This window comes from Cyanobium sp. Aljojuca 7D2 (assembly GCF_024346415.1).
GTDB lineage: Bacteria > Cyanobacteriota > Cyanobacteriia > PCC-6307 > Cyanobiaceae > Cyanobium_A.
In genome coordinates this window covers 102,761-123,987 of sequence record NZ_JAGQCX010000004.1, presented here as the reverse complement: position 1 = coordinate 123,987, position 21,227 = coordinate 102,761, and the positions used below count along the sequence as shown (strand labels likewise).

The 21,227-nt window shown below is 65.3% G+C and carries 24 protein-coding genes; 8 read left to right on the top strand and 16 right to left on the bottom strand.

What is annotated here, in order from left to right; all coding sequences use genetic code 11:
• Positions 1-101: 101 nt before the first annotated feature.
• On the bottom strand, positions 102-1,088 hold the full coding sequence (locus KBY57_RS06155) for a hypothetical protein (RefSeq protein WP_254995101.1): 987 nt from the start codon (positions 1,086-1,088) through the stop codon (positions 102-104).
• The gene (locus KBY57_RS06150; protein ID WP_254995013.1) at positions 1,085-1,576 is read right to left on the bottom strand and encodes a hypothetical protein; all 492 of its coding nucleotides are present in this window, start codon (positions 1,574-1,576) and stop codon (positions 1,085-1,087) included. Before KBY57_RS06150 ends, KBY57_RS06155 begins: the two co-directional genes overlap by 4 nt.
• Positions 1,577-1,910: 334 nt before the next feature.
• On the opposite strand from KBY57_RS06150, the gene KBY57_RS06145 reads away from it, so the two are divergent.
• Together KBY57_RS06145 and KBY57_RS06140 are read left to right on the top strand one after the other, a co-directional pair.
• Positions 1,911-2,507: a helix-turn-helix domain-containing protein gene (locus tag KBY57_RS06145; protein ID WP_094561324.1), complete on the top strand. Its 597-nt coding sequence runs from the start codon at positions 1,911-1,913 to the stop codon at positions 2,505-2,507.
• A 17-nt stretch (positions 2,508-2,524) separates the two neighbouring features.
• Positions 2,525-2,815 (top strand): hypothetical protein, encoded by a 291-nt coding sequence (locus KBY57_RS06140; protein ID WP_254995012.1) that lies wholly within the window; start codon positions 2,525-2,527, stop codon positions 2,813-2,815.
• Positions 2,816-2,819: 4 nt separating this feature from the next.
• On the opposite strand, the gene KBY57_RS06135 is transcribed toward KBY57_RS06140, so the two are convergent.
• The 3 genes from KBY57_RS06135 to KBY57_RS06125 all read right to left on the bottom strand — a co-directional run bounded on the left by KBY57_RS06135 (position 2,820) and on the right by KBY57_RS06125 (position 6,403).
• Positions 2,820-3,407: a ferritin gene (locus KBY57_RS06135; protein WP_254995011.1), complete on the bottom strand. Its 588-nt coding sequence runs from the start codon at positions 3,405-3,407 to the stop codon at positions 2,820-2,822.
• A 311-nt stretch (positions 3,408-3,718) separates the two neighbouring features.
• Positions 3,719-5,188 (bottom strand): ABC transporter permease, encoded by a 1,470-nt coding sequence (locus tag KBY57_RS06130; RefSeq protein ID WP_254995096.1) that lies wholly within the window; start codon positions 5,186-5,188, stop codon positions 3,719-3,721.
• 150 nt (positions 5,189-5,338) lie between these two features.
• Positions 5,339-6,403, bottom strand: a complete 1,065-nt coding sequence (locus KBY57_RS06125) for an extracellular solute-binding protein (RefSeq protein WP_254995010.1) — start codon at positions 6,401-6,403, stop codon at positions 5,339-5,341.
• 153 nt (positions 6,404-6,556) lie between these two features.
• Here KBY57_RS06125 and KBY57_RS06120 point away from each other — a divergent pair, with 153 nt between their 5' ends.
• Positions 6,557-7,225: a Fe2+-dependent dioxygenase gene (locus tag KBY57_RS06120; protein ID WP_254995009.1), complete on the top strand. Its 669-nt coding sequence runs from the start codon at positions 6,557-6,559 to the stop codon at positions 7,223-7,225.
• Between the two features lie 121 nt (positions 7,226-7,346).
• The gene (locus tag KBY57_RS06115) at positions 7,347-7,661 is read left to right on the top strand and encodes a hypothetical protein (protein WP_254995008.1); all 315 of its coding nucleotides are present in this window, start codon (positions 7,347-7,349) and stop codon (positions 7,659-7,661) included.
• Positions 7,662-7,831: 170 nt separating this feature from the next.
• Here the strand turns inward: KBY57_RS06115 and KBY57_RS06110 are convergent, their stop codons facing one another.
• Positions 7,832-9,451, bottom strand: a complete 1,620-nt coding sequence (locus KBY57_RS06110; protein ID WP_315859775.1) for an iron uptake porin — start codon at positions 9,449-9,451, stop codon at positions 7,832-7,834.
• A 280-nt stretch (positions 9,452-9,731) separates the two neighbouring features.
• Between KBY57_RS06110 and KBY57_RS14255 the strand changes: the two genes are divergently transcribed.
• Complete coding sequence (locus tag KBY57_RS14255; RefSeq protein ID WP_254995006.1) at positions 9,732-10,262, top strand: helix-turn-helix domain-containing protein; 531 nt, start codon at positions 9,732-9,734, stop codon at positions 10,260-10,262.
• Here KBY57_RS14255 and KBY57_RS06100 read toward each other — a convergent pair.
• From KBY57_RS06100 to KBY57_RS06080, 5 genes are all read right to left on the bottom strand, one after another.
• Entirely contained in the window at positions 10,259-10,402 is a 144-nt protein-coding gene (locus KBY57_RS06100) for a hypothetical protein (RefSeq protein ID WP_254995005.1), read from the bottom strand. The two genes, KBY57_RS14255 and KBY57_RS06100, sit on opposite strands and share 4 nt — an antisense overlap.
• Positions 10,403-10,483: 81 nt before the next feature.
• Positions 10,484-11,080: a HupE/UreJ family protein gene (locus tag KBY57_RS06095; RefSeq protein WP_254995004.1), complete on the bottom strand. Its 597-nt coding sequence runs from the start codon at positions 11,078-11,080 to the stop codon at positions 10,484-10,486.
• A 34-nt stretch (positions 11,081-11,114) separates the two neighbouring features.
• Positions 11,115-12,251: a CobW family GTP-binding protein gene (locus KBY57_RS06090; RefSeq protein WP_409996415.1), complete on the bottom strand. Its 1,137-nt coding sequence runs from the start codon at positions 12,249-12,251 to the stop codon at positions 11,115-11,117.
• 56 nt (positions 12,252-12,307) lie between these two features.
• Positions 12,308-13,783 (bottom strand): iron uptake porin, encoded by a 1,476-nt coding sequence (locus tag KBY57_RS06085; RefSeq protein WP_254995003.1) that lies wholly within the window; start codon positions 13,781-13,783, stop codon positions 12,308-12,310.
• A 102-nt stretch (positions 13,784-13,885) separates the two neighbouring features.
• Entirely contained in the window at positions 13,886-14,818 is a 933-nt protein-coding gene (locus tag KBY57_RS06080) for a metal ABC transporter substrate-binding protein (RefSeq protein ID WP_254995002.1), read from the bottom strand.
• 196 nt (positions 14,819-15,014) lie between these two features.
• Here KBY57_RS06080 and KBY57_RS06075 point away from each other — a divergent pair, with 196 nt between their 5' ends.
• Positions 15,015-15,710, top strand: coding sequence for a metal ABC transporter ATP-binding protein (locus tag KBY57_RS06075; protein ID WP_254995001.1), 696 nt, complete (start codon positions 15,015-15,017; stop codon positions 15,708-15,710).
• A 13-nt stretch (positions 15,711-15,723) separates the two neighbouring features.
• Here the strand turns inward: KBY57_RS06075 and KBY57_RS06070 are convergent, their stop codons facing one another.
• Positions 15,724-16,125 carry a Fur family transcriptional regulator gene (locus tag KBY57_RS06070; RefSeq protein ID WP_254995000.1) on the bottom strand — a complete coding sequence of 134 codons (402 nt, stop codon included), beginning with the start codon at positions 16,123-16,125 and terminating at the stop codon, positions 15,724-15,726.
• A 34-nt stretch (positions 16,126-16,159) separates the two neighbouring features.
• On the opposite strand from KBY57_RS06070, the gene KBY57_RS06065 reads away from it, so the two are divergent.
• Positions 16,160-16,972: a metal ABC transporter permease gene (locus KBY57_RS06065; protein WP_254994999.1), complete on the top strand. Its 813-nt coding sequence runs from the start codon at positions 16,160-16,162 to the stop codon at positions 16,970-16,972.
• Here KBY57_RS06065 and KBY57_RS06060 read toward each other — a convergent pair.
• The 4 genes from KBY57_RS06060 to KBY57_RS06045 form a co-directional block, all read right to left on the bottom strand.
• Entirely contained in the window at positions 16,958-18,289 is a 1,332-nt protein-coding gene (locus tag KBY57_RS06060) for a hypothetical protein (RefSeq protein ID WP_254994998.1), read from the bottom strand. The genes KBY57_RS06065 and KBY57_RS06060 overlap by 15 nt on opposite strands.
• A gap of 13 nt (positions 18,290-18,302) precedes the next feature.
• Positions 18,303-18,983, bottom strand: coding sequence for a TIGR03943 family putative permease subunit (locus KBY57_RS06055; RefSeq protein WP_254994997.1), 681 nt, complete (start codon positions 18,981-18,983; stop codon positions 18,303-18,305).
• The gene (locus KBY57_RS06050; RefSeq protein WP_254994996.1) at positions 18,983-19,939 is read right to left on the bottom strand and encodes a permease; all 957 of its coding nucleotides are present in this window, start codon (positions 19,937-19,939) and stop codon (positions 18,983-18,985) included. The genes KBY57_RS06055 and KBY57_RS06050 overlap by 1 nt, the downstream gene beginning before the upstream one ends.
• 64 nt (positions 19,940-20,003) lie before the next feature.
• Positions 20,004-20,477, bottom strand: coding sequence for a 6-carboxytetrahydropterin synthase (locus tag KBY57_RS06045; RefSeq protein ID WP_254995094.1), 474 nt, complete (start codon positions 20,475-20,477; stop codon positions 20,004-20,006).
• 38 nt (positions 20,478-20,515) lie between these two features.
• Here KBY57_RS06045 and hisIE point away from each other — a divergent pair, with 38 nt between their 5' ends.
• Positions 20,516-21,223: a bifunctional phosphoribosyl-AMP cyclohydrolase/phosphoribosyl-ATP diphosphatase HisIE gene (gene hisIE, locus KBY57_RS06040; RefSeq protein WP_254994995.1), complete on the top strand. Its 708-nt coding sequence runs from the start codon at positions 20,516-20,518 to the stop codon at positions 21,221-21,223.
• Positions 21,224-21,227: the final 4 nt, after the last annotated feature.

Here is a 21,227-nt window from a genome sequence, read left to right as displayed (position 1 = left end):
AAAGATCTGCCGCGCTTGGCGCGACAGATCCTTGGGATGATTTGAACCAGACGTGCAATCAGACTCGGCTTAGGCCAAGCTGTGCTGACACCGACCTGTGCTTACACCGATCCGTAAGCCACCTGGCAGGCGGCATTGAGGAGTTCAGCTTCTTCAGCGTTGCTGGGCTCCTGGCCGTTGATCGTGCCCTGGTTGCAGTTGGCGTTGAGCTGGTAGTCGTTGCCGTTGGCCTGCACCACAAAAGTCACCGAGTCGCTGCTGGAGGGTTGAACCGTTCCGTAGAGCAATTGGTAGTTGGTGTTGGGCACCACGATGTAGGAGTTGTGGTCGTCAACGGCGTCATCGACAGCATCATTGATGATGGCTGCGGTGGCCAGGGTGGCGACACCCCAGGCTGCGGCGCGAGCGCCCCACCAGCCCCAGACGGGAGTGGACCAGCCGCCATACCAGCCGTAGTTCCAAGGCCGGGCAACGCCCCAGCCAGGACGGGCCCAGCCTGGGTAGAGGTTGACGCGATTGATGTCAACGTTGCGGTTCCAGTTGCGATTCACATCGCGACTGATGTTGCGGTTGACATCCCGGCTGAGATCACGGCTGCCATCACGGCCGAGATCACGGCTTGCGGGTTTGTCCCGGCTGGCCATGCGGTCACCGCTGCCGATGGAGCCTCCGGGGCGTGCCCCCGTTGCCGCTCGATTGCCGGCAGCGGGGCGTGTTGCTGCGGCGGGGCGATTGAGGGATGGACCCCCACCGGCGCCGCCGCCACCCACCTTCGCTTTGTTGCTCCAGCCGCCGGTGGGCTTGGCAGAGCCGCGATTGAGGCCCCCGCCAGCGTTGCTGAAGCCGCTGTGGCCACCGCCACCGGCTTTGCGCCCGCCGCCACCACCAGATTTGAGGCCGCCGCTTCCACCGCCGCCACCTTTGCGCGCGCCACCGCCACCACCGCCGCCTTTGCGGGCGATCAGCTCAGCGGATTGGCTTTCAAGCCGGCTGCTGTCAAAGGCCAGCACGGCACTGGTGGGCAGGGCGATCACTCCAGCCAGCACCAGTCCGAGGCCTGCCAAAGGAGTTTTCAGAGCCGGGTTCATTTGCCGACTCCCTTGCAACCATCGTCGTAGCAGGTGAGGTCGATGCGGCCATCGGCGCCAAATTCAACTTTGATCAGATCACGACCTGCTGTTGCGTCCGGCCGCTCTTCCCGCACGCTGTTGAGGTAGTTGGGATTGATTGCACAAAGGTCACGACCGTTGAAGCAGATCGTGTTGGTGGAAAAACGCGCGGCTGCGTTGTCGAGATTTTTCCAGGTTTTGGTGCTGTCGATCCAGACACTCATCCGCACGGGGCTTTCGGTGACGCGGATCGTCTCCACGGTTTTACCCATGATGTGGCGGTAGAGAGTGGCGCTGCCTTCATTGACGGCCTCCACCACGCACGCCTGCGGGGCTGCTCCTTTAACGCTGCACTTGGTGTCGAGCTTGTAAAGCGTGCCCGACTGGGCCCAGGCCGGAGCTACTGCGAACGCAGTGGCGGCTGCAGCCAGCAAGCCGATCCGGCTGCACAGAGTGTTGCGGTTCAACATGAATGGGAAATCCCCAACGAATGGTGGGAAACAAGAGCATCTTGACCATGGTCAAGGAGGTTGGCTGAAGGCTGTTGCGCATGGCTACAAACACCTGATCAGGCCCGAAAAGATGCTGCTAAGACGGTAAAAGTTGGCGGAAAACGAAATTCTTGGCAACCGCGTTGGGCTTTTGTTCCGACTGGAGCCCCCTCCGGTAAGAGGTGTCGCGCGCCCCCTGCCGCCACTGACCGCCCGCCTTGCAATTGACAGTTGTTATTGAGAATCGCTTGCAAAAGGCGGCGATCTTGTTTAGGTTGCGAGTCATTCGCAATAAGTCCGCGCGGCGGCCATGAGTTTTCGCTTCCTCTCCGACGACCCCGTCTCTGCTGTGCGCATGCCCGTCGGGCAAACCGTGCTGCTCGATCCAGCCCTGCGCCCCAGTGGCAGCTGCATCGAGGTGCTCGATGGCGTGGCCCGCGTGTACTGCCCCTGCGAGGAGACCGAAGGGATGACCCTTGCCTTTCTGCAGGCGGGGGATCAGCTGTGTGTTGATCGCCTCTGCAGCGAGGGCGTCTGCGTCGAGGCCCTCACGCCCCTCAGCTTCCGCAGCGATGCAACTCCCCGTCAGGGCGAGGGATTTGATGCGGTCAATGAGTGGACCCTGCAGCTGCTGCGCATTCGCCATCTCGGCAGTGCCGAACAGCGCCTGCATGCCCTGCTGGGGTTGTTGGTGCGTCGGCTGGGCCGCCGCTGCGGCAGCTGGTGTGATCTGCCCTTCCGGCTCACCCATGAGCGGATCGGCGAGCTGATCGGCACCACTCGCGTCACCACCACCCGTCTGATCTCCCGCATCCGCCAGGCCCAGTTGATCGAAGCCCCCGTTGGCGAACCCGGCATGCGCCTGGCGCCGGTGTTGATCGAAACCGCTCCCCTGGCTGCTGCCTGAGCCGCCTGAGCCCTGCGATGACCAACCGTTCCCCCCACCTCAGCGCCCAGCCATCGGCCAGCCTGGTGGCCAGCCTTTGCTACGAAATGGACCAGCTGCGCTGCCGCGGTGCGCAGGTGATGGCCGATCTGGGCCGTTGCCGTGAGGAGCGACTGCTCCAGCGTTTGAAGCGGGAGCTCGAGCAACTGCAGAGCCGCCGCCAGGAGCTGCAGGCCTGTGCCAGCCAGCTGCGCCGCAGCGTTGGACTGCGTGACAGTCTCGCCGTGGCGTTTCTGGAAGAACTGACCCGCCGGCCCCTGCCTTGCTAGGGGGTTACAACGCCAGTGATTCGGGGGCGTGCTTGCCCTCGCTCAGCTCCCCATCGATCACCAGCATGGCGGCGGGATTGGCCTGGGCGAAGCGGATCCGCCCCAGCAGGTGGGCGGCCTCGTTTTCGGAGTCGATCTGACCCTGCACCATCGGATCGAGGAATACGGTGGTGCGCACATCACCGGCCCGCTCCGCCATGGCATACAGCTGTTGCAAGGAGCTGGTCACCTCCGCCTCCATCTGGAAGACGGCGGAGAAAACCTCTTCGGCGCCTTGCCAGTGCTGGCGCGGCGGAGCCACAGCTTCGAGCAGCACGGTCTGGCCGCGGGCGACCAGGTAGTCGGCCACCAGTCCGGCGTGGTGTTGCTCGTTGCTCGCCTCTCCCTTGAGGTAGCGGCAGAAGCCCCGCAGCTCCCGCTCGCCAAACCAGATCGCCATGGCCCAATAGGTCGCACTGGCCTGGCGTTCCATCGTCAGGTGCTGCTGCAGGCCCTCCAGCAGGGCGCCGTCCATCGGCTGGGCCATCGCCCGCCCTGCGGGCCCGGTGGCCACAGGGCTGGTGGTGTTGGTGCTGGTGGTGGACTGCACCATGGTGTGGCTCGATTCGCTGTTTGCACCGTAGCCACAGTCGTCCCAAAGGAAAGGTGTTGCAATTGGCACAACCGCCGGTAATCCGGCGTCAAATCAGCGCAGAGGCCGTCATTGGCAGGCCTGAACCTTCATAGGCTGATTTAAGAGTTCGACCTCAAGACAGAGGTTGTCGCCATGGCCAAGCCCATCGGCCCCAGCAACGACGCCCCTTCGCCCCTCGGCCAGCGCGGCCCCAGCGCGGACAAGAAAAAGGGTTGCAAGCAGAGCAAGTGTTCGCACTGGAAGGGCGGCAAATGCCGCTGCGGCCGTGACTAGTTGCGCCGCTCCAGGCTTGGTATGAGGGCGAGAGAGGCGATCAAGCCAAACACCATGATCAGCACCGCCGGCGCCATGGCAGCGCCCACCCGCTCATCACTGGCGTATTGGAACACTCGCACCGCCAGGGTGTCGAAATCGAACGGGCGTAGCGCCAGGGTGATCGGTAGCTCCTTCACCACATCCACAAACACCAGCAGCGAGCCCACCAGCAGGGGACCTCTGAGCAGGGGCAGGTGAATGCGGCGCAGCACCCCCAGCCAATCGCAACCCAGGCTGGTGGCCGTTTCGTCGATGCTCGGAGGGATGCGCTCCAGAGCCGCATCGAGCCCCTGTTTGGACACGGCGATGAAGCGATCTCCATAGCCCCAGAGCAACAGCAGCACAGGACCTAGGCCGGCCGGGCCGCCGATCACCATCAGGCCAAGGGCCAGAACGCTGCCGGGAATGGCGTATCCCAGGCCGGATAAGAAGGTGAGTTGTTGCACCACTGGCTGGGGGCTCCAGCGCCGGGCGATGGCCAGCAGCAGGGCCCCAAGTCCAGTGACGCCGGTCGCGGCCAGGGCTAGGCCCAAGCTGCGTCCAGAGAGCTGCATCAGTTCGTCGAGGGGCTCGCTGCGGAGGCCCTCCCAGCCCTGCTGGATCCAGAGCATCGGGATCGCTAGGGCGCAGAGCGGTGGGATGGCCGCGATCAGCTGGGCCAGGGCAGCCCGCCAGCCATGCAAGTCCCAGGCATGGTCGCCCCCATTGGAGCCTTCCAAATTCCAACGGCGGCTGCGCTGGCGGAGCAGCCGCTCCGAGGCGATCAACACCGCCACGATGGCCAGGGCCACCAACGACAGGGCTACTGCCCCCTGGGGATCCCCTGCCAGCTGCCAGCGGTCGAGGATTCCGGCCGACAGGCTTGGAACCCCGAGCAGGCGCACCGCGCCGAGTTCGTTGACCACTTCCATGGCGCTGAGGGCGACGCCCGCGCCGATTGAGGGCAGGGCAATCGGTAGGGCGATTCGAAAAAAGCTCGCCCATGGGCCGACGCCGAGGCTGCGACTGGCTTCCAGCAGGCGGCGGCCACTCACCGAGAAGCTTTCGGTGCTGAGCAGAAAGACGTAGCTGTAATTGGCGAGGCTGAGCAGCACCACCGCCCAGCCGAGGCCATGGATTCGCAGGCCGCGGTAGCTACCCCAGTCAATCAAGCTGGCGGCCAGGAGGTAGGCCGGAAACGCCATGGGCAGAAGCTGGGCGATGCGCAGCCAGCGGCGGCCGGGGAAGCGACAAACGGCGGTCAGCCAACCGATGGCCGTGCCCACTACGGCTCCGAGGACTCCCTCCCCCAGCACCAGAAGCAAGGTGCCGCGAATCTGAGCGAGTCCATCGGGGCCCAGACCAGCGGCCTGCTCCTGGACACTGAGCAACGCCTCTTTGACCAGGGCAAGCAAGGGCAGGATGGCCAGCAGGCTGACCCCCATCACCACGGCAACCAGCCCGGCCCGGCTGCGACTGGTGTCACGCCATAGACCGATCCGGTTGCGCCATGGCAACAGGTGGAGACGATGGCGGGCCGTGCTCAACGAGATGTCTGCGACCTAAAGACGGGAACCAGCTTGCTGCACGAACCGCTACTCCCAGCCGTTGGCAGCCATCAATTGGATAGCTGCACGGGTTTTAGAGCCGAGCTGGGATGCGGAAACACCGTCAAATTTGAAATTGCCAAAGCGGCGCAGTATTGGATTGTTTCCAAAACCTTTGAGCGGGTATTCAAAGCTGCCAGATGCATACCCCTCCCCGCCTGTCGGTGAGCTAAGAAATTCAATCAGCTTGATTGCTTCCGGTTTGTTTTTGGCGTAGCGGGTGACTCCGGCGCCGCTGACGTTCACATGGGCTGGATTCGGGTATTTAATGGTGATTTTGTTGGCTAGGGTCTTGTCGGCAGCGCCGGTCTGCCCGGAAAGCATGCGGGCAACGTAATAGCTGTTAACGACGCCAACGCCGCATTCTCCGCGCGCGACGGCGCGGGCTAGTGACATGTCGCTACTGAAGACCGGCTCGGCGAGATTGTTGACCATCCCTTTGACCCATTGGGTTGCTGCCGCATCGCCCCGCAGCACCATTTGATCTCCCACCAGCGACTGGTTGTAAACACTGGAGCGATTGCGCAAGCAAAGTTTTCCCTTCAGCTGAGGCTTGGCGAGGTCGGCGTAGGTGTTGATGGTTTTGGGGTTAACCACCGACGGGTTGATCGCGAGGGCGCGCACCCGCCTGGTGAGGCCAAACCAGCGGCCCTTGGGATCCCGAAGGGAAAGGGGCACTTCGCGTATCAGTTCAGCCGAACGAATCGGCTGAAACATCCCTTCTCGGGTTGCGTTGTCGAGCCGAGCCGCATCAACCAGAATCATCACATCCGCAGAGCTGTTTTTCCCTTCTCTACGAAGGCGCTCGATGATGGCTGCATCGTTCGATTCCAGAAGACGCACCTTGATGCCAGTGGCTTTGGTGAAGCGTTCGTAAATCGCGTTGTCGCTGCTGTAGTGGCGGCCTGAATAGACGCGCACCTCGCGGGATTGCGCCATCGCCAAGCCGTTGAGGCTGCTGGTCAGGGCTGTGGCGGCTGCGCCAACGGCCAGCACACGCAGGCTGAGAGCGGAGGGCTTGAAAAGCTTTGGGAGCACAGTGGTTGCTTGCATTCGTTGCTCATGAGCCTATCCAGCTAGGCCTTGCTTCCCCGCTTCATTGATGCCGCCGGCTTGTAGCAAAAGGCACAGGTAGGCGTGGGGCTGTTGGGTGCCGATCTGCTTCAAGATGGGTGCAGGCGATCGTTTATGGAGGTTGGTTGAGCCATGCACTTTCAGCTTGAAGATCTGCTCTCAGCCCATGATCTTCAGCAGCTTCAAGCGCGATTGGCCAGTCTGGACGATTCCGCCTGGCTCCCAGGAGCTCAGACCGCTGGCAGCTACGCCAAAGCGGTGAAAAACAATTGGCAACTGGATAACCAGCATCCTGATTTTGCAGCCCTTGCAGATGTAGTGCTGTCTGCGCTCGATTGCCACCCTTTGTTTCGGGCTGCGGCGATCCCGCTGAAGATTCACAGCCTGCTGTTCAGCCGCTGCGGGGTGGGTGAGGGCTATGGCCGCCACGTCGACAACCCGTTCATGCCCGGAGGGCGAACAGACTTGTCGTTCACGCTGTTTCTCTCAGATCTGGAGAGCTATAGCGGAGGTGGCCTCACGCTCGAATTGCCCCAAGGCGAGGAGATGGTGCGGCTTTGTGCTGGCTCAGCCATCGTCTACCCCAGCGGCTATCTGCATCGGGTTGAGCCTGTCACGGCCGGAGTGCGTTATGTCGCGGTGGGTTGGGTACAGAGTGCTGTCCGTTCCTCGGAGCAGCGCGAATTGCTGTTTGAGTTGGAGACGTCTTGTAAGTCTATGGCTGCTGCCCATGGCCGTTCCGATGCCCTCGATCTTCTCTATCGCTGCCACACCAACTTGCTGCGGATGTGGGCTGGGTGACGGATGATACACGTGGGTGTTCGTCTTTGGCTTTACGCGCTGATCGCCTGACTACAGAGGGACTGTGGTGCGCCATCTTTTCTTAAAATGGAGCTGTATTTACCTGTTCTGGTTCTTGCCCATGGCCCAGCGCACCAGCCTTGCTCTTTTCCTGGCGACGGCCAGCATGATTGGGGGCTCTGCCGCTTCTGCGGCTCCAGTAGATGCAGCATCGTTCATTCCCTTCTCTGCTGAGAAAGCCCAACTTTTGGCCGATAGCGCTGAATGCGTTCCTGTCGGTGAAGGTGAAAACTGTGAGCGTGAAACCCGCAACAAACGTAAGGCGAAGTCTGTGACCAATCCCGCCGCGAATCCATCCACTCCCACGTCCAATCCCGGCGCTGTGGATGGCAGTGCAGCAGATCAGCTGAAGCAAATCGAACGGGGCGACCTCTGATGAATCGGCTCCATTGAGCTTGGCTCGTTGATCAACCTCCCCTGTTGGGGAGGTTTTTTTATGTCTTGAGGTTGGTGTCTGGGCAGCGGCCTCGGCAGCAAAAAGCCCCCTCTGAGGGAGGGGGCTGTGGGGGGTGTGAGGTTTGTGCTGGGGGCTGACCCCCTTTGGGGTTAGAAGCGGAAGGTGGTTTTCATCAGGTAGCCGATGGTGCCAAAGTCGCCAACGGTGGAGCTCCCCAGTGGATTGCTCAGGTAGAAGACAGCTGGCGTGATCGAGATGTTGTCGGTCACCTGGTACTTGTACCAGAGCTCAACGGCCAGACCCGTGTCACCGTTACTTGCTGTGCCTTGGCTCACCCATTGCGGACCGCTGAAGCCAAGCCCCAGCGTGTTGCCATCCGCGCCGATGTCATCCCATTCAAATCCTACTAGCCATTCCATTGTTTGGCTTCTTTCCGCAGTGTTGCCACCGCTAAACCAGTTCACGCCATAGCCAAGGCTGATCGAGGGAATCCAGCCGGAGTTCTCCGGTTGCCAGTATGCGTTGAGAGCCAGGGAGTTCGCAGTTTGATCTACCCCCACGACTGCCCCACCAGTAGGCGTCCCGAAGCCCATTGTGGCTCCCCCAGAACTCCAGGCGTAAGCTGCTGATACCTGCCAGTTGTTGCCGTTTCCGTAGGCCAGTTGGGTGATGAACTTCGACTGGCTGCCCTGGTTGAATAGGCCGGCATCGCCGTAGTCAATGGTGTTCGCACCAGTGCCAGTTGTGTAGATCCCTGAATTGCTGCCGCTCTGGGCAACGTAGTTGGAGCTGACGCTGAAAGCATTGCCGCTGCTGTTGCGGGTACTCCGCCACCAGGCCCCAAAACCGGCACCCGTGGAGTTGCCGTAGACGCCCGAGGCACCACGACCCTTCATCTCCTTGAGGATAAAGTTGCCGTTGCCATAGAGGGTGGGCATGCTGGCCAGCATGTAGTATCCCTCAATGCGTGGGCCCACAAAGATCATGCCGTTGGCACCCTTGGAATCGCCTACGGGGAACTGATACCAGAGCTTGTCAACTTTTAGAAAATCGGCATTAGTATTGGAGTCTTCCAGTTGGGTCAGTTTAATCGGATCGCCTGAGAAGTTACCGGAGAAGTTGCCTGCCCTGAGGCGGGTGTAGAGCAGATCCTTGCCAGTGAAGCTGGTGTCGAGATCCAGTGTGAGTCGGTAGTTAAAGGTGAAGGCTTCCTGTTTCGCCTTTCCCGCAACAGAGCTGCCGCTGCCTTTGGCAAAGTTTTGGTTGACATCACCGGTGTAGTTGGTGGCGCCGATGATCATGTCCGCTTTGCCACGCAGCTTGGTGGTGGTGGAAAACTGCTGAGCTTCCAGTTCGCCCACCTGGGCTTCCAGGCCATCGACGCGGCCCTTGAGCACGGCGAGTTCTTTCTTGAACTCGTCCATCAGGCGTTGGAGCTCGTCGGTCACCTCAGTGACGCGGTCGAGGCAGGCGTTGAGCAGGGCCGCCGCTTCATAGCGGGTCATGGCCTGGCCACCTTTGTAGGTGCCGTTGGGATAGCCGGCCACGCAGCCGTACTTCTCCACCAGGTTGCTCAGGGCCTGATAGGCCCAGTCGGTGGGCCGTATATCGGAAAACTGGTTGACGCTGGTGACCTGGTTTTTGGATCGCCAGGCCTTGAGCTCGTCGATTTCTTGCTGCTCCATGTAGTCGTTGATGGCCTCGCGGCCATTCAGCGACGCCAGTTCACCCGCGGCTGCGGTTTCAGGGGCGATGACGGCAGGCAGCACCAAGCCAAGGGCGGCAGGTGCCAGCAGCATGCGCTGGAACGGATTCATGAACTCCTCACAACAGAAGTAGGTGGATTCCCAATGAATGGGAATCAACTGCGCCTACTTCTATTGGATGAAAGGAGCTTGATCGCCCCGTTCTGATTCAAGTCAGGGTATCAAATGTCACGTGAGCTGGTGTGGAGTGCCGTTGTTGGCGAGCATTGCCTTTTTAGCCCCACGCGTACTTGCATCATGGGCTGGTGCTGCTGGAACGCAGACGCCCTGCCATGGATGTGTTGTGCAGATCAACGTCGGTCAATCGGTGCTGTTGTCCACAAACACGTCGGGCAGCTGGCTGCAACTTTCCATCACCAGTGGTTTTGGACGGTTGTCCGATTCAGAACTCACATTGGCCTTTGTTGGCCCCGGCGATGTGCAGTTGATTCGGATCCCCGCCGGTTGCGCAGGCTGTCTGGAGGCGCTGACGGATCTCTCAGTGGTCTGGAGTGATCCGCCAGATGGTCTCGGGTTCGGCGACGATTTGATCAGCGATTGGATGCTGCGGCAGTTACGGCTACGCAGTCAACCCCAGGCGGATCGGCGTCTACAGGCTCTATTTCAGGCGCTGATCTGGCACCACGGGTGCAGGATTGGCCAAGGGTATTGGCTGCCGTTTTGCCTATCCCATGGGCGATTGGCCGAGTTGATCGGTTCAACGCGCCCAACGGCAACGCGAGCGCTGCAACAACTGCGCCAAACTGGGCATTTGCGGGATCACCCCGCCCAGCCTGGCTGGTTGTTTCAACCCGATTTTCTAACGCTGGCCTAGCGGAAGCGCCGGACACGCACGGGCACGAGCACCGGCTGCATCAACCCACCGCCGCCGTTGTCGTCATCGGAGTCGGTGGTGAGCCAGAACGCCAGGCCGAACAGAGCGAGGACGCCCGTGAAGAGGATGAGTTCGGCCATGGCGTTCGGATTGGCTCGTCTAACCGTAGCCAGGCTGGCAAGGGGGTGCTGTAGCGATGGTGTCTGGTTTCGGGGCGGTTTCTACACCAGCGGAGCCAGGGCGAGCAGCCCGCCTCCAAGGGTGAGGCCTGCGGCCAGGGCCAGGCCCCAGGCGGGCTTGCTCTGGCGCAGCACGGCAAAAGTAGTGCCTACAACGGCGGTGGAGGCCAGGGCCGCCCCGATCCACCAGCCGAGCAGCTCGGAGGCGCTGCCGCCGGCTTCCTGGCCGTGCAGCATGGCGTGGACGGCCACGCCAACCGCCAGCGCCACGGTCAGTGCCTCCTGGCCGCCCAACTGGTGGCTGCGCTGGCGTGCCAGCAGGGCGAGCCCGAGCCCCGACACCGTGAGGGCGGCGAGCACTTCCGCAGCGGGCAGGTGGCCGCCGAAGGCGCCAAACATGGATCCGACCACCGCTGCAGCCAGGGCGACCAGCAGCAGGGAGGGGCCCGCCAGGGCGGCGGCACCACCCACGCCCACCAGCAGCAACAGGTGGTCGACGCCCAGCAGGGGGTGGCTGGCTCCGGCGACCAGACCGCCAGAGGCGAGGCCATGGGCCCCCGCGGGTAGGGCGGAAAGCAGGCTCAAGGCCAGGCCGGCAGCGGCGGCGGGCGCCAGTTGGCGGAGGGAGGAGGGGGGCATGGCGATGGCGAAGGCCTCAGATGCAGTATCCCGCTCAGGCGAAGCCCTTGCCGGAATCTTCGGCAACGCACACCTGGAGCTGGCGGCGCAGCGCGTCGTGGTCGAGGTTTTTGCCGATCAGCACGATCTGGTTTTTGCGGGTGGCGTCGGGCCAGTCGGAGTCGTCGATCGAGAAGCGCTTGCCGGCCAAGTGGAACACATGCCGCCGCTCGCTCTCGTTGAACCAGAGGATGCCCTTGGCCCGAAACACTTCCGCCGGCAATTGGTTGTCGAGGAAGTTCTGGAATTTGCGCAGGGCAAAGGGGCCTTCCGCCGCAAACGACAGGGACGTAAAGCCCTCGATCGCGGCGTGGTCGGGATGGTCGGCGTGGCTGTGATCGTGCGCGTGGGAGTGGCCGTGATCGTGCGCGTGGTGATGGTGCTCGTGTTCGCAGTGGCCGTGCTCGTGGTCGCAGGCGCTGTGATCTTCTTGAGCCGTGCGCTGCTGCTCGGCAACGATTTTGTCGCTCTCGAACAGGCCCACACTCAGCAGCAGCGGCAGGGGCACCTCACCTTTCACCGACCGCAGGATGCGGGCGTCGGTTTTGATGCTGCGCAGCTGCTCTTCCAGGGCGTTCAGCCGCTCTTCGGCCACCAGGTCGCACTTGTTGAGCAGCAGCATGTCGCTGTACACGATCTGGGCCCGGGCCACCTCGCCCTGCAGCAGCTCGTCGCTGAAGTTCTCCGCATCCACCAGGGTGATGATCGAATCGAGCCGGGTGGCATCGCGCAGGTCGCTGCCTAGGAAGGTCATGGCCACCGGCAGCGGGTCAGCCAGGCCGGTGGTCTCCACCACCAGGTATTCGACCGGCTCGTGACGATCCAGGATCCGATACACCGCTTCGAGCAACTCGCCGTTGATCGAGCAGCAGATGCAGCCGTTGCTCAGCTCCACCATGTCGTCGCCAGTGGCGACGATCAGGTCGTTGTCGATGCCGATTTCCCCGAACTCATTCACCAGCACCGCCGTTTTCAGGCCCTGCTGGTTGCTGAGGATGTGGTTCAGCAAGGTGGTTTTCCCAGCCCCCAGAAAGCCGGTGAGGATCGTTACCGGCAAGCCCGTGGGGGTGGGCGCCATCACGGGGGATTCGTTGGGGCTGGCCGTGGGGGCGGGGCTGGCGCTGGCGGTCATCGAATCGGGAGCTGCCGAGAGAATTGGACCTTAGGAAGGGCAGGATCGCCCCTGGCTCAGAACTGGAAGCTGGTTTTGATCAAGGCACCGACCTGATTACCGCCCCCCTGATTTCCGCCCGGGTTGTTGAGGTAGAAGATCGCCGGGGTCACTGAGATGGCATCGGTCACCTGCCACTGATACCACCATTCCCAGGCCCAGACGCCCTTCTCCGTGTCGGCCCCGTTGCGGGTGGCTGTGGCAAAGGCCGGCTGGCCCACACCCATGCCAAAGCTGTTGCCTTCCGCCAGCACATCGCTCCATTGCAGGCCCACCATCCACGACTGGCTGGTGCGCAGATTCGTGCCTGAGCTGCGGTTGAGGCCGTAGCCGGCGCTGATCGACGGGATCCAGCCACCCTCGGCCGGCTGCCAGAAGCCGCTGATGCCGAAGGCATTGGTGCTGGCCCCGAACTCTTCAATCTCGGCGGTGATAAAGGGTGTGGCGCCGGGCACACCCACGCCGCCATTGAGATAGGAGTAAATCGCCGCAAGGCCCCAGTTCTCCTGGCCATAGCCCAGCTGCACGGTGCTGGTGCCGGCTGAGGTGCTGGTGAACAGGCCCTGGCTGGAATCGGCTCCGTTGGCGGCGACGTAATTAACGCTCACGCTCAAGCCGTTGTCTTGCCACCAGAGACCCAAACCAGGGCCGAGGTTTTTGTTGTAAGCCAGGGGTGCACCGTTGAGGGTGAGGGCGTTGAGGATCGTGTCGCTGGGGTAGGCGCTGGGCCAGAGGGCGAGCATGTCTTCCTGGCCCACCCGGCCGCCGAAGGTGGCGGTGAACTGGCTGCCGATTGGGAACTGGTAGAAGAGCTTGTCGATGCCCAGCACATCGGGTCCACCCTCCTCTTGGAAGGCGATCTCCAGGGTGGAGAGCCCGCCACCGAAGGCATTGCGTTCTCCATCGAAGTTGCCGGCCCGCAGCACCGTGCGCAGCAGATCCTTGCCGGTGAAGCTGGTGTCGAGGTTGAGCTGCACGTCGTAGTTGAACGTGACCTGCTCACCGGCGGGGTTGTTGCTCACCCCACCCACCACAAAGGTGGCCAGGCCCGAAAGCTTGGTGGTGGTGGAAAACTGTCTGGCCTCGAGTTCGCCCGCTTTGGCTTCCAGGCCATCGATGCGGCCCTTGAGCACGGCCAGTTCCTTCTCGAACTCGGCCATCAGGCGCTTGAGATCGTCGGTGACGTCCGTGATGCGATCAAGGCAGGCGTTGAGCAGGGCGGCGGCCTCGAAGCGGGTCATGGAACGGCCGCCGCGGAACGTGCCATCGGGGTAGCCGGCCACGCAGCCATAGCGCTCGATCAAGTTGCTGAGGGCCTGGTACGCCCAGTCGGTGGGGCGCAGATCGGAGAACTGGCCAATGCTGGTGACCTGCTCCTGGCTGCGCGCGTAATGGTTGACGCGCTCAAGGTTGAGCTCGGTTGCTGCAGCCGTGACGGGTGTCAGCAGGCCCAGGACTGCCGTTGCAGTGAGACCTTGTCGGATCGATGCCATTTGCTTGGTCACCCAGGGCTGCGGACAGCCGCCTCGCAGAATTACCCGAGGATGATAAGGGTTCTCATTCCTGTCTGATTCCGGCCTGGCTCCGGCCTTGCTTCAGCGAATCGCCTGCCAGCTTTCGATTAGGGCCTCTTGACTGGCTCGGTCACAGCGACCTCCGAGGCCATTCACGATCAGGCAGGTGTTAGCGCTGAGGGTGGCCACCAGGCTGCTGGCGGAGCCATCGCCTGCCGGAGCCAGGCCGTCGGCCATCAAGGGCTCGGCCGATAGGGGAACGCCGCTGAGGGCGCTGATGCGCTGCAGAGCCTTGCTGGGCGGTAGTTGTTCGCTGAACAGCATCGGAACCTGCTCCTGCTTGAGCTGCTGCACCACGGCCTGGAAGGCCTGGGGCCGCAGGTTGTCGCTGCTGCTCATGGAGTCGACCAGGGGCAGCTCCTGGAGCCCATAGGCCCGCGCCAGGCTGGCGAAGGCCCGGTGCCCGCTGGCCAGGGGCCGGGCTACGGGGATGGTGGCCAGCTGCTGGCGGTTCCAGCGGTCGAGCTGGCCGAGCACGGTCGTCATCGCCCGGGCCCGGGCGGCGATACGCGTGCGCGCTGCGGGTTTGAGCTGCTCGAGCTGCTGGGCCACCAGCTGCACCATGGCGCTGGCCTGGCTGGGGTCGTGCCACACATGGGGATCCCGGTCGCCGTGATCGTGGCCTTCCTCATGGTGGTCGCCGTGGCTGTCCTGCAGCGCTTTGAGTTCGGGACTCCCCGGGACGGCCCGCTCGGCCACCGCCACCGCCTTGCTCTGGCCGGCCAAGGAGGGGGTGAGGCCATACCCATTGATCAGCACCAGCTGGGCCTGGCTGAGGTCGCGGCTCTGCTGCGGTGTCAGCCGGAACTGGTGGGGGTCATCGCCCGGTTGCAGCAGGCAGCGCACCCGCAGGTCGTCTGCGGCCAGGCGCTGGGTGATGTCACAGAGCACGCCATCGCCGGCGATCACTTCGGCGGGCGGAGGGGCTCCGCAGCCGGTAAGGGCGAGGGCCATGACAGCTCCAGCGCCAGCCGCTGCTGCCCCCGCCAAAGCTGGGCGTGCAGTGCGTGGATGCACGGGCGCTTCTTGAGGCTTGATCGGCATGACGTGGCAGCGCTGACCGGCCGCAACAGCAAAGTTGAACGATAATGGTTCTCAGTGTGGCTAGGGCGAGGCGTCTCGTTAGCGTTGGGGCCCCTGTGGCGATTCGGTGTCCCTTGAGGTGAGCCAGCTGCAGGTGCGCCGCGGCGGCGAGCTGGCCCTTGATGGGGTGAGCTTTGCCCTCGAGCGCGGCAGCCTTACGGCTCTGGTGGGTCCCAATGGCGCCGGCAAGAGCACCCTGTTGCAGGCCCTTGAGGGGCAGTTGCCGATCGCGGCCGGCACGATTCAGCTAGACGGCGCGGCCCTGACTCCAGCTCTGGTGCGTCAGCAGTTGGCCCTGATGCCCCAGCGTGGCGAAATCGCCTGGCATTTCCCGATCACCGTGCGCGAGCTGGTGGCCCTGGGGCGGATGGCGGCCCAGCGGCCCGGCTGTTGCGATGTGGAGGCGGCCCTTCAGCGGGTGGGCCTGGCGGGCTTGGCGGGCCGGCGCCTGGATCAGCTTTCGGGTGGCCAGCAGCAGCGGGCCCTGCTGGCGCGCACCCTGGTGCAGCCAGCCCGGGTGCTCTTGCTCGATGAGCCCTGCGCCGCCATCGATCCCCCCTCCCGCACGGAGCTGCTGAAGGTGATGGGGCAGCTGCGCGATGCCGGCCTCACCCTGCTGGTCAGCAGCCACGACTGGGGCCTCGACCTTGACGCTTACGACCGGGTGCTGGTGCTCGATCGCGGCCTGCTCGCCGACGGCACCCCCCAGCAGGTGCGCCATGCCCTGGGCGATCTGCGGGTGGGCAACCACTGCTGCGGCTAGGCCAGTGCTGCGGCTAGGCGCTCTGGCGTTCCTGGCAGGCGCGGCAGAGCCCGAAGAATTCCAGGGTGTGGAAGAGCAGCTGGAAGCCGGCGGCCTGCTCGCCCTTCAGCGCCACATTGTGCATCGGGCACTGCTCCAGCACCACGGAGGTGCCGCAGTCGACGCAGGTGAGGTGGTGCTCATCGCGCTCGGTGGGTGCGAACAGGGCCTCGCCGCTGGGCAGGTGGCGACAGCGGATCAGGCCCCGCTGCTGCAACTGGCGCAGGTGCCGGTACACCGTGGCCAGGCCCATGGGTTGGGGACCCTGGCGCAGCAGGGCGTGCAGGTCCTGGCCGGAGATCTCCCCGCTGGCCTGGCGCAACGCGGCCAACAGCAGCTGCTGGCGGTCGCTTGGGGCGGCAACCTGGGTGGACATGGCCGGACAGGCTGCGGCGGAGTGTGGTGATCCTATGGAGAGTCTCTGGTGGCTGCTGCCTCTGTTGCTGGCCCTGGTGATCGGCGCTCTCTGTCCCCTGGCCGGCACCCTGCTGTTGGTGCAGCGGCGGCTGTTCCTGGCCAACCTCGTGTCCCACGCGGTGCTGCCGGGCCTGGCCCTGGCGGTGGCCCTGCGGCTCGATCCGGGCCTGGGCGGGGTGATCAGCGGCGTGACCGGTGCCCTGTTGGCGGAGCGCCTCAGCCGCCGGGATCGCCCGGGCCAGGCGGGCGATGAGGCGGTGCTCAACACGGTGTTGGCTGGCTTTCTGGGGCTGGGGGTGCTGTTGATTCCCCTGTTGCACATCCGGGTGGATCTGGAGGCGGTGCTGTTCGGCGATCTGCTGGCGGCCGGGCCGATCGATCTGCTGCGCAGCCTGCTGGCCCTGGCCGCGGTGCTCCTGCTGCTGGCCTGGCGCTACCACCACTACGTGTATCTCGGGGTCGATCCTCTCGGTGCCGCCAGCGCTGGCCTGCCGGTGCAGAGGCTGCGGCTGCTGCTCACCCTGGTGACCGCCTTCACGGTGGTGAGTGCCATGACGGCGGTGGGGGTGGTGCTGGTGATTGCCCTCATGGGCGCCCCGGCCCTGGTGGCTCTCGCTGGGGCCACCAGCCTGCGCCAGGCCCTGGGGCGCTCGGCCCTGGTGGGGTTGGTCCTCAGTGGCGCAGGATTTCTGTTGGCGATCCAGCCGGCGGTGAACCTGCCGCCGGGCCCCCTGATCGGCGTGCTCTGCATGGGGCTGTTGCCGATCGCCGCCCTGCAGGCACGGTGGCTTTCAGCCCGCGGCTAGCCACAGGGCCAGCCGAACCGGCTTGGCCTGGGGCCGCAAGGCCAGCGTGGTGGCCTCGATCAGCACGGGCTGGGCCGCCCCTGTGGCCCGGACCCGGGAGCGCAGGGTGAGCAGCAGCTGCTGGCTGGTGGGATCAAACAGCAGGGGGGCACCGGGCTCCACCTCCCAGCCCGTTAGCGGGCGTTGCAGAAGCAGCTGGCCGCGGCGATCCAGGGCCAATAGCTGGGGGTGCGATCCCCGGGCCCAGTCGCTGACCACCAGCCACACCCGCTCGCCGCCCCGGTCGCAGGCACTGGCCAGCACGGCTTCCCCGCCGATCCAGAGTTGCCGCGGCGGCTGGCCGGGTTCCACCAGCTCCAAGGAGCGCCGGTAGTCGGGCCAGTGGCGCACCAGCAGGGCGCGGCCGCTCACGGGGCAGAAGCTGCTGAGTTCCCGGCTCCCCGGCAGCACCTGGCGCCGGCTGGGCTGCCCCGGCAGGTTGTGGAGGGTCAGTCCCTCCAGTTCGGGCACCACCAGCCCTCCCCCCTCCGGCAGCAGCTGCATGGGCCCGGTGGCGCTTTGGGGGATGGCAACCTCTCCCCCCTGCACGCGGCGCAGCACAGTGCTGCCTGGATCCAATGCTGCGGTGGCCGACTGCACCAGCAGATCGCCCCGCTGGTTGCTGCTCAGGTGGGCAAACAGCAGGGGGGCGCTGCTGAGCGGCTGGAGTTGGCCGGGCCGGGGTTCGGAGAGCGTCTGGGGGGAGCGCACCAGATTGCGTTGCTGCAGCGGCAGCAGCCACAGCTGATGGGAGCCCTGGTCGTTGCCGCTGAGCAGGGCCACCCCGGAGCCGTTGCCGAGCGGCATCACCTGGGCCAGCTGGGGCCACACCGGCGTCAGCGGCTGCCAGCTTCCATCGCGCCGTTGCAGCTGCAACTGCTCGCCGCCGGGCACCGGCACCACCGCCAGCAGCCGCGGCCGGGGGTCCCAGCGCCAGCGCTGCCGTGGCAGGGGCAGGTTGCGGCGGTCGACGCCGGCCAGCAGGAGCGTTAGGGGCCCGGGGATCGTTTGACCCGGCCGCAGCAGCAGGCGCAGGGGGTTGCCCTCCCCCAGCCAGCGCCAGGCCAGCGGTGGTTTGAGGGCACTGTCGCGCTCCAGGCTGGTGCGCTGCATCGGCCGGCTGAAGCGCAGATCCAGGGCCGCCGGCCCCGAACTGGCGCTGAAGGCTTGGAGCTCCACCAGCCGGGGTGGGCGCCGCAGCAGCAGTTGTTGCTGCAGGGCTGCCAGGCCGAGCCCGCCCGCCAACAGCAGCAGCACCCGTTTCGTGGCCTGGTTCATGGCTCTCCCCTGCTCACGGTTCGAGGGGCCGGCGGGGCCGGGGGATCGGCCTGATCTGCTCGGCCACCACCACGCTGCGGGTTTGGCCGTTGTGCTCCTCCATCGCCATGGTGCCCTGCACCGCCAGCCACTGATCGGCCCGCGGCTTCTGGCCCGCCGGCCAGCGCACGGGGAGCCCCACCGGTGTGGCATCGGCCAGGCAGCAGCGCACGAGCAGGCGGGCCAGCTGGGGTTGGTCGTTGTTCTGGGGCCACACAAACCCGCTGATCCGCACCGGATCCCCCGCGTAGAGGCTGGGGTCGGGCTGGCTGCGCAGCAGCCGCACCCAGTCGGTGAGGGTGCGCTGGGCCGGCGGCAGCACGAAGCTCAGCTCCGCCTCCTCGCCGAGCTCGGCCGGGCGGTTGGCGGCCAGGTCGCTGAAGGAGGGGTTGGGTGGGATCGCCAGCACCAGCAGGGCGACGGCGATGCTCAGCCCCAAGGCCAGCTGGGTGGCCCGCGGCGTGGACAGCCGCCGACCCGGACCCATGGCCAGGTCGCGGTCGGCCTTCAGCACCAACCCGGCGAACACCAGCAGGGCTACGCCGCTCAGGCCCACCAGCGGGTGGAAGACGCCGTTGAGCAGCAGATCCAGCCGCCCGCTGAGGGTGCTCCCCAGCAGCACCGCTCCCCACAGGGCCAGGGCGAGGGCGCGCATCACAGCAGCACCAGGTTGACCCACTGGCCCAGCACCAGCACGGCCACGGTGGCGGCCGCGGCGGTGATGGCGATGGCCCTGGGCTGGAGCAGCACCCGGAACAGGCCCAGCAGCTTCAGATCCACCACGGGCCCCAGCACCAGAAAGGCCAGCAGGGCCCCGGGGGTGATCTGGGCGGCAAAGCCCAAGGCCAGGAAGGCATCCACGCTGGAGCACACCGACACCACCACCGCCAGCAGCATCAGGCTCAGCACCGACAGGGTCGGGGCTCCCCCCACCGCCAGCAACCAGCTGCGGGGCAGCAGGGTCTGCACCGTGGCGGCGATGACGCAGCCCAGCACCAGCAGCGCCGCCAGATCCAGAAACTCGCGGCTGCCGTGCTGCAGCACCTCCTGCAGCGGCGGGCGGGTCGGCTTGGCCGGCAGCGGCGGGGGGCTCACGGCTCCCACTAAGCCAGTGCGACGCTCCAGCAGTCCCACCTCCGCCAGCGGTTGGCTCAGCCGCCGCTCCTCCAGCAGCACCGGATCGAGCAGGGCCGTTTCGGGCAGCAGCCGCAGCACGCTCGCCAGCAGCAGGGCCAGGAGCAGGGCACCGGCGGGCCGGGCTGCCAGCAGCCAGGGTTGGTTGGGGAAAGCGGCCCAGGTGCTGGCCAGCACGATCGGGTTCAGCACCGGAGCGGCGAATAGAAAGCCCAGGGCCGTGCCCAGGGGGGCACCGCCGGCCAGCAGCCGCCGCGCCACCGGAACGTTGCCGCACTCACAGGCCGGCAGGGCAAAACCAAGGGCGGCTCCGGTGAGCGGACCCAGCAGGGGATCGCGCGGCAGCTTGCGCAGCCAGGCGCCACCGGGGGCGAGCCAGCGGGCCAGGCTGGCGATGCCCACCCCGATCAGCAGAAACGGCAGGGCCTCAATCAGCAGCCCCTGAAAAATGGCCCAGGCGGTGGCCAGTCGCTCCAAGGTTGGCTTGGGGAAGGCCCGCAGACCCTGGCATAGATGCGGCGGATCTGCCTTGCCGGCCGGCTCAGCCGCCTCGAGTGGCCCCGAACCAATCCGGCACCGCCGTGTAGCAGGCGGCGTTCTTTTCGTTTTCCCGGGCCTCCACCTTCCAGCAGCAGGTGCGTCCTCCATCGCGCCCCTGCAGCAGGGCGTTGGCCCAGTTCCACACCAGTTGGGCGCTGGCCTCCATGCCCACGTTGTCCATCACCCGTAGGTTGAGGGCGCCCTGGTCATGCAGGGCCTGCCACTGCTCGAGGAGCGGGTCATCGGCATTCACCAGAAAGGTGTGGTCGAATTGATCGGCCAGCTGGGCCTGCAGGGAGCTGAGGCTGGAGAAATCCACCACGAAGCCGTGGGCATCGAGGGCGGTTGCCTCAAACCAGCAGGTGAAGCTGCGGCTGTAGCCATGCACGAAGCGGCAGTGGCCCGGGTGGCGCCACTGGCGGTGGCAGCAGGGATACCCGCTGAAGGTCTTCGAGCAGGTGAAGGCGGCGGTCATCCCCTGGGACAGCGAGTGGTGCGGGAGAATCGGGATCGATGGATCGGCAGCCCGTGAAGGCATCATTTCAGGCCCCGGATCCCGGATCCACAGCCGCACTGCTCGCGAGCCTGCAGTTCAACGAGGCCGGCCTGATCCCCGCCGTGGCCCAGGACTGGCTCGATGGTGCCGTGCTGATGGTGGCCTGGATGAACCGCGAGGCGATCGAGCGCACCCTGGCCAGCGGTGAGGTGCACTACTGGAGCCGCTCGCGGCAGGAGCTTTGGCACAAGGGCGCCACCAGCGGTCATTTCCAGAGTCTTAAAGGCCTGCGCTACGACTGCGACGCCGACGTGCTGCTGCTCACCATTGAGCAGCGCGGCGATGTGGCCTGCCACACCGGTGCCCGCAGCTGCTTCTACGACGACGGCCCCGCGCCCACAGCCGGAGGCCCAGCGGCTGCGCCGCCGCCGGCCGATGTGTGCACCGAGCTGATGCGTGTGATCGAGGGGCGCCGCGACCATCCCGAGCCCGGCAGCTACACCAACAAGCTCCTGGAGGGGGGCGACAACCGCATCCTCAAAAAGATCGGCGAGGAGAGCGCCGAATTCGTGATGGCCTGCAAGGACGCCAACGCCGCCGAGATCGCCGGTGAAGCGGCCGACATCGTCTTCCACCTCCAGGTGGCCCTGGCCCACCACGGGGTCAGTTGGCGCCAGGTGCAGCAGGTGCTGGCAGCCCGCCGCGGCGGGCCGCGGCGGAGCTGAGGAC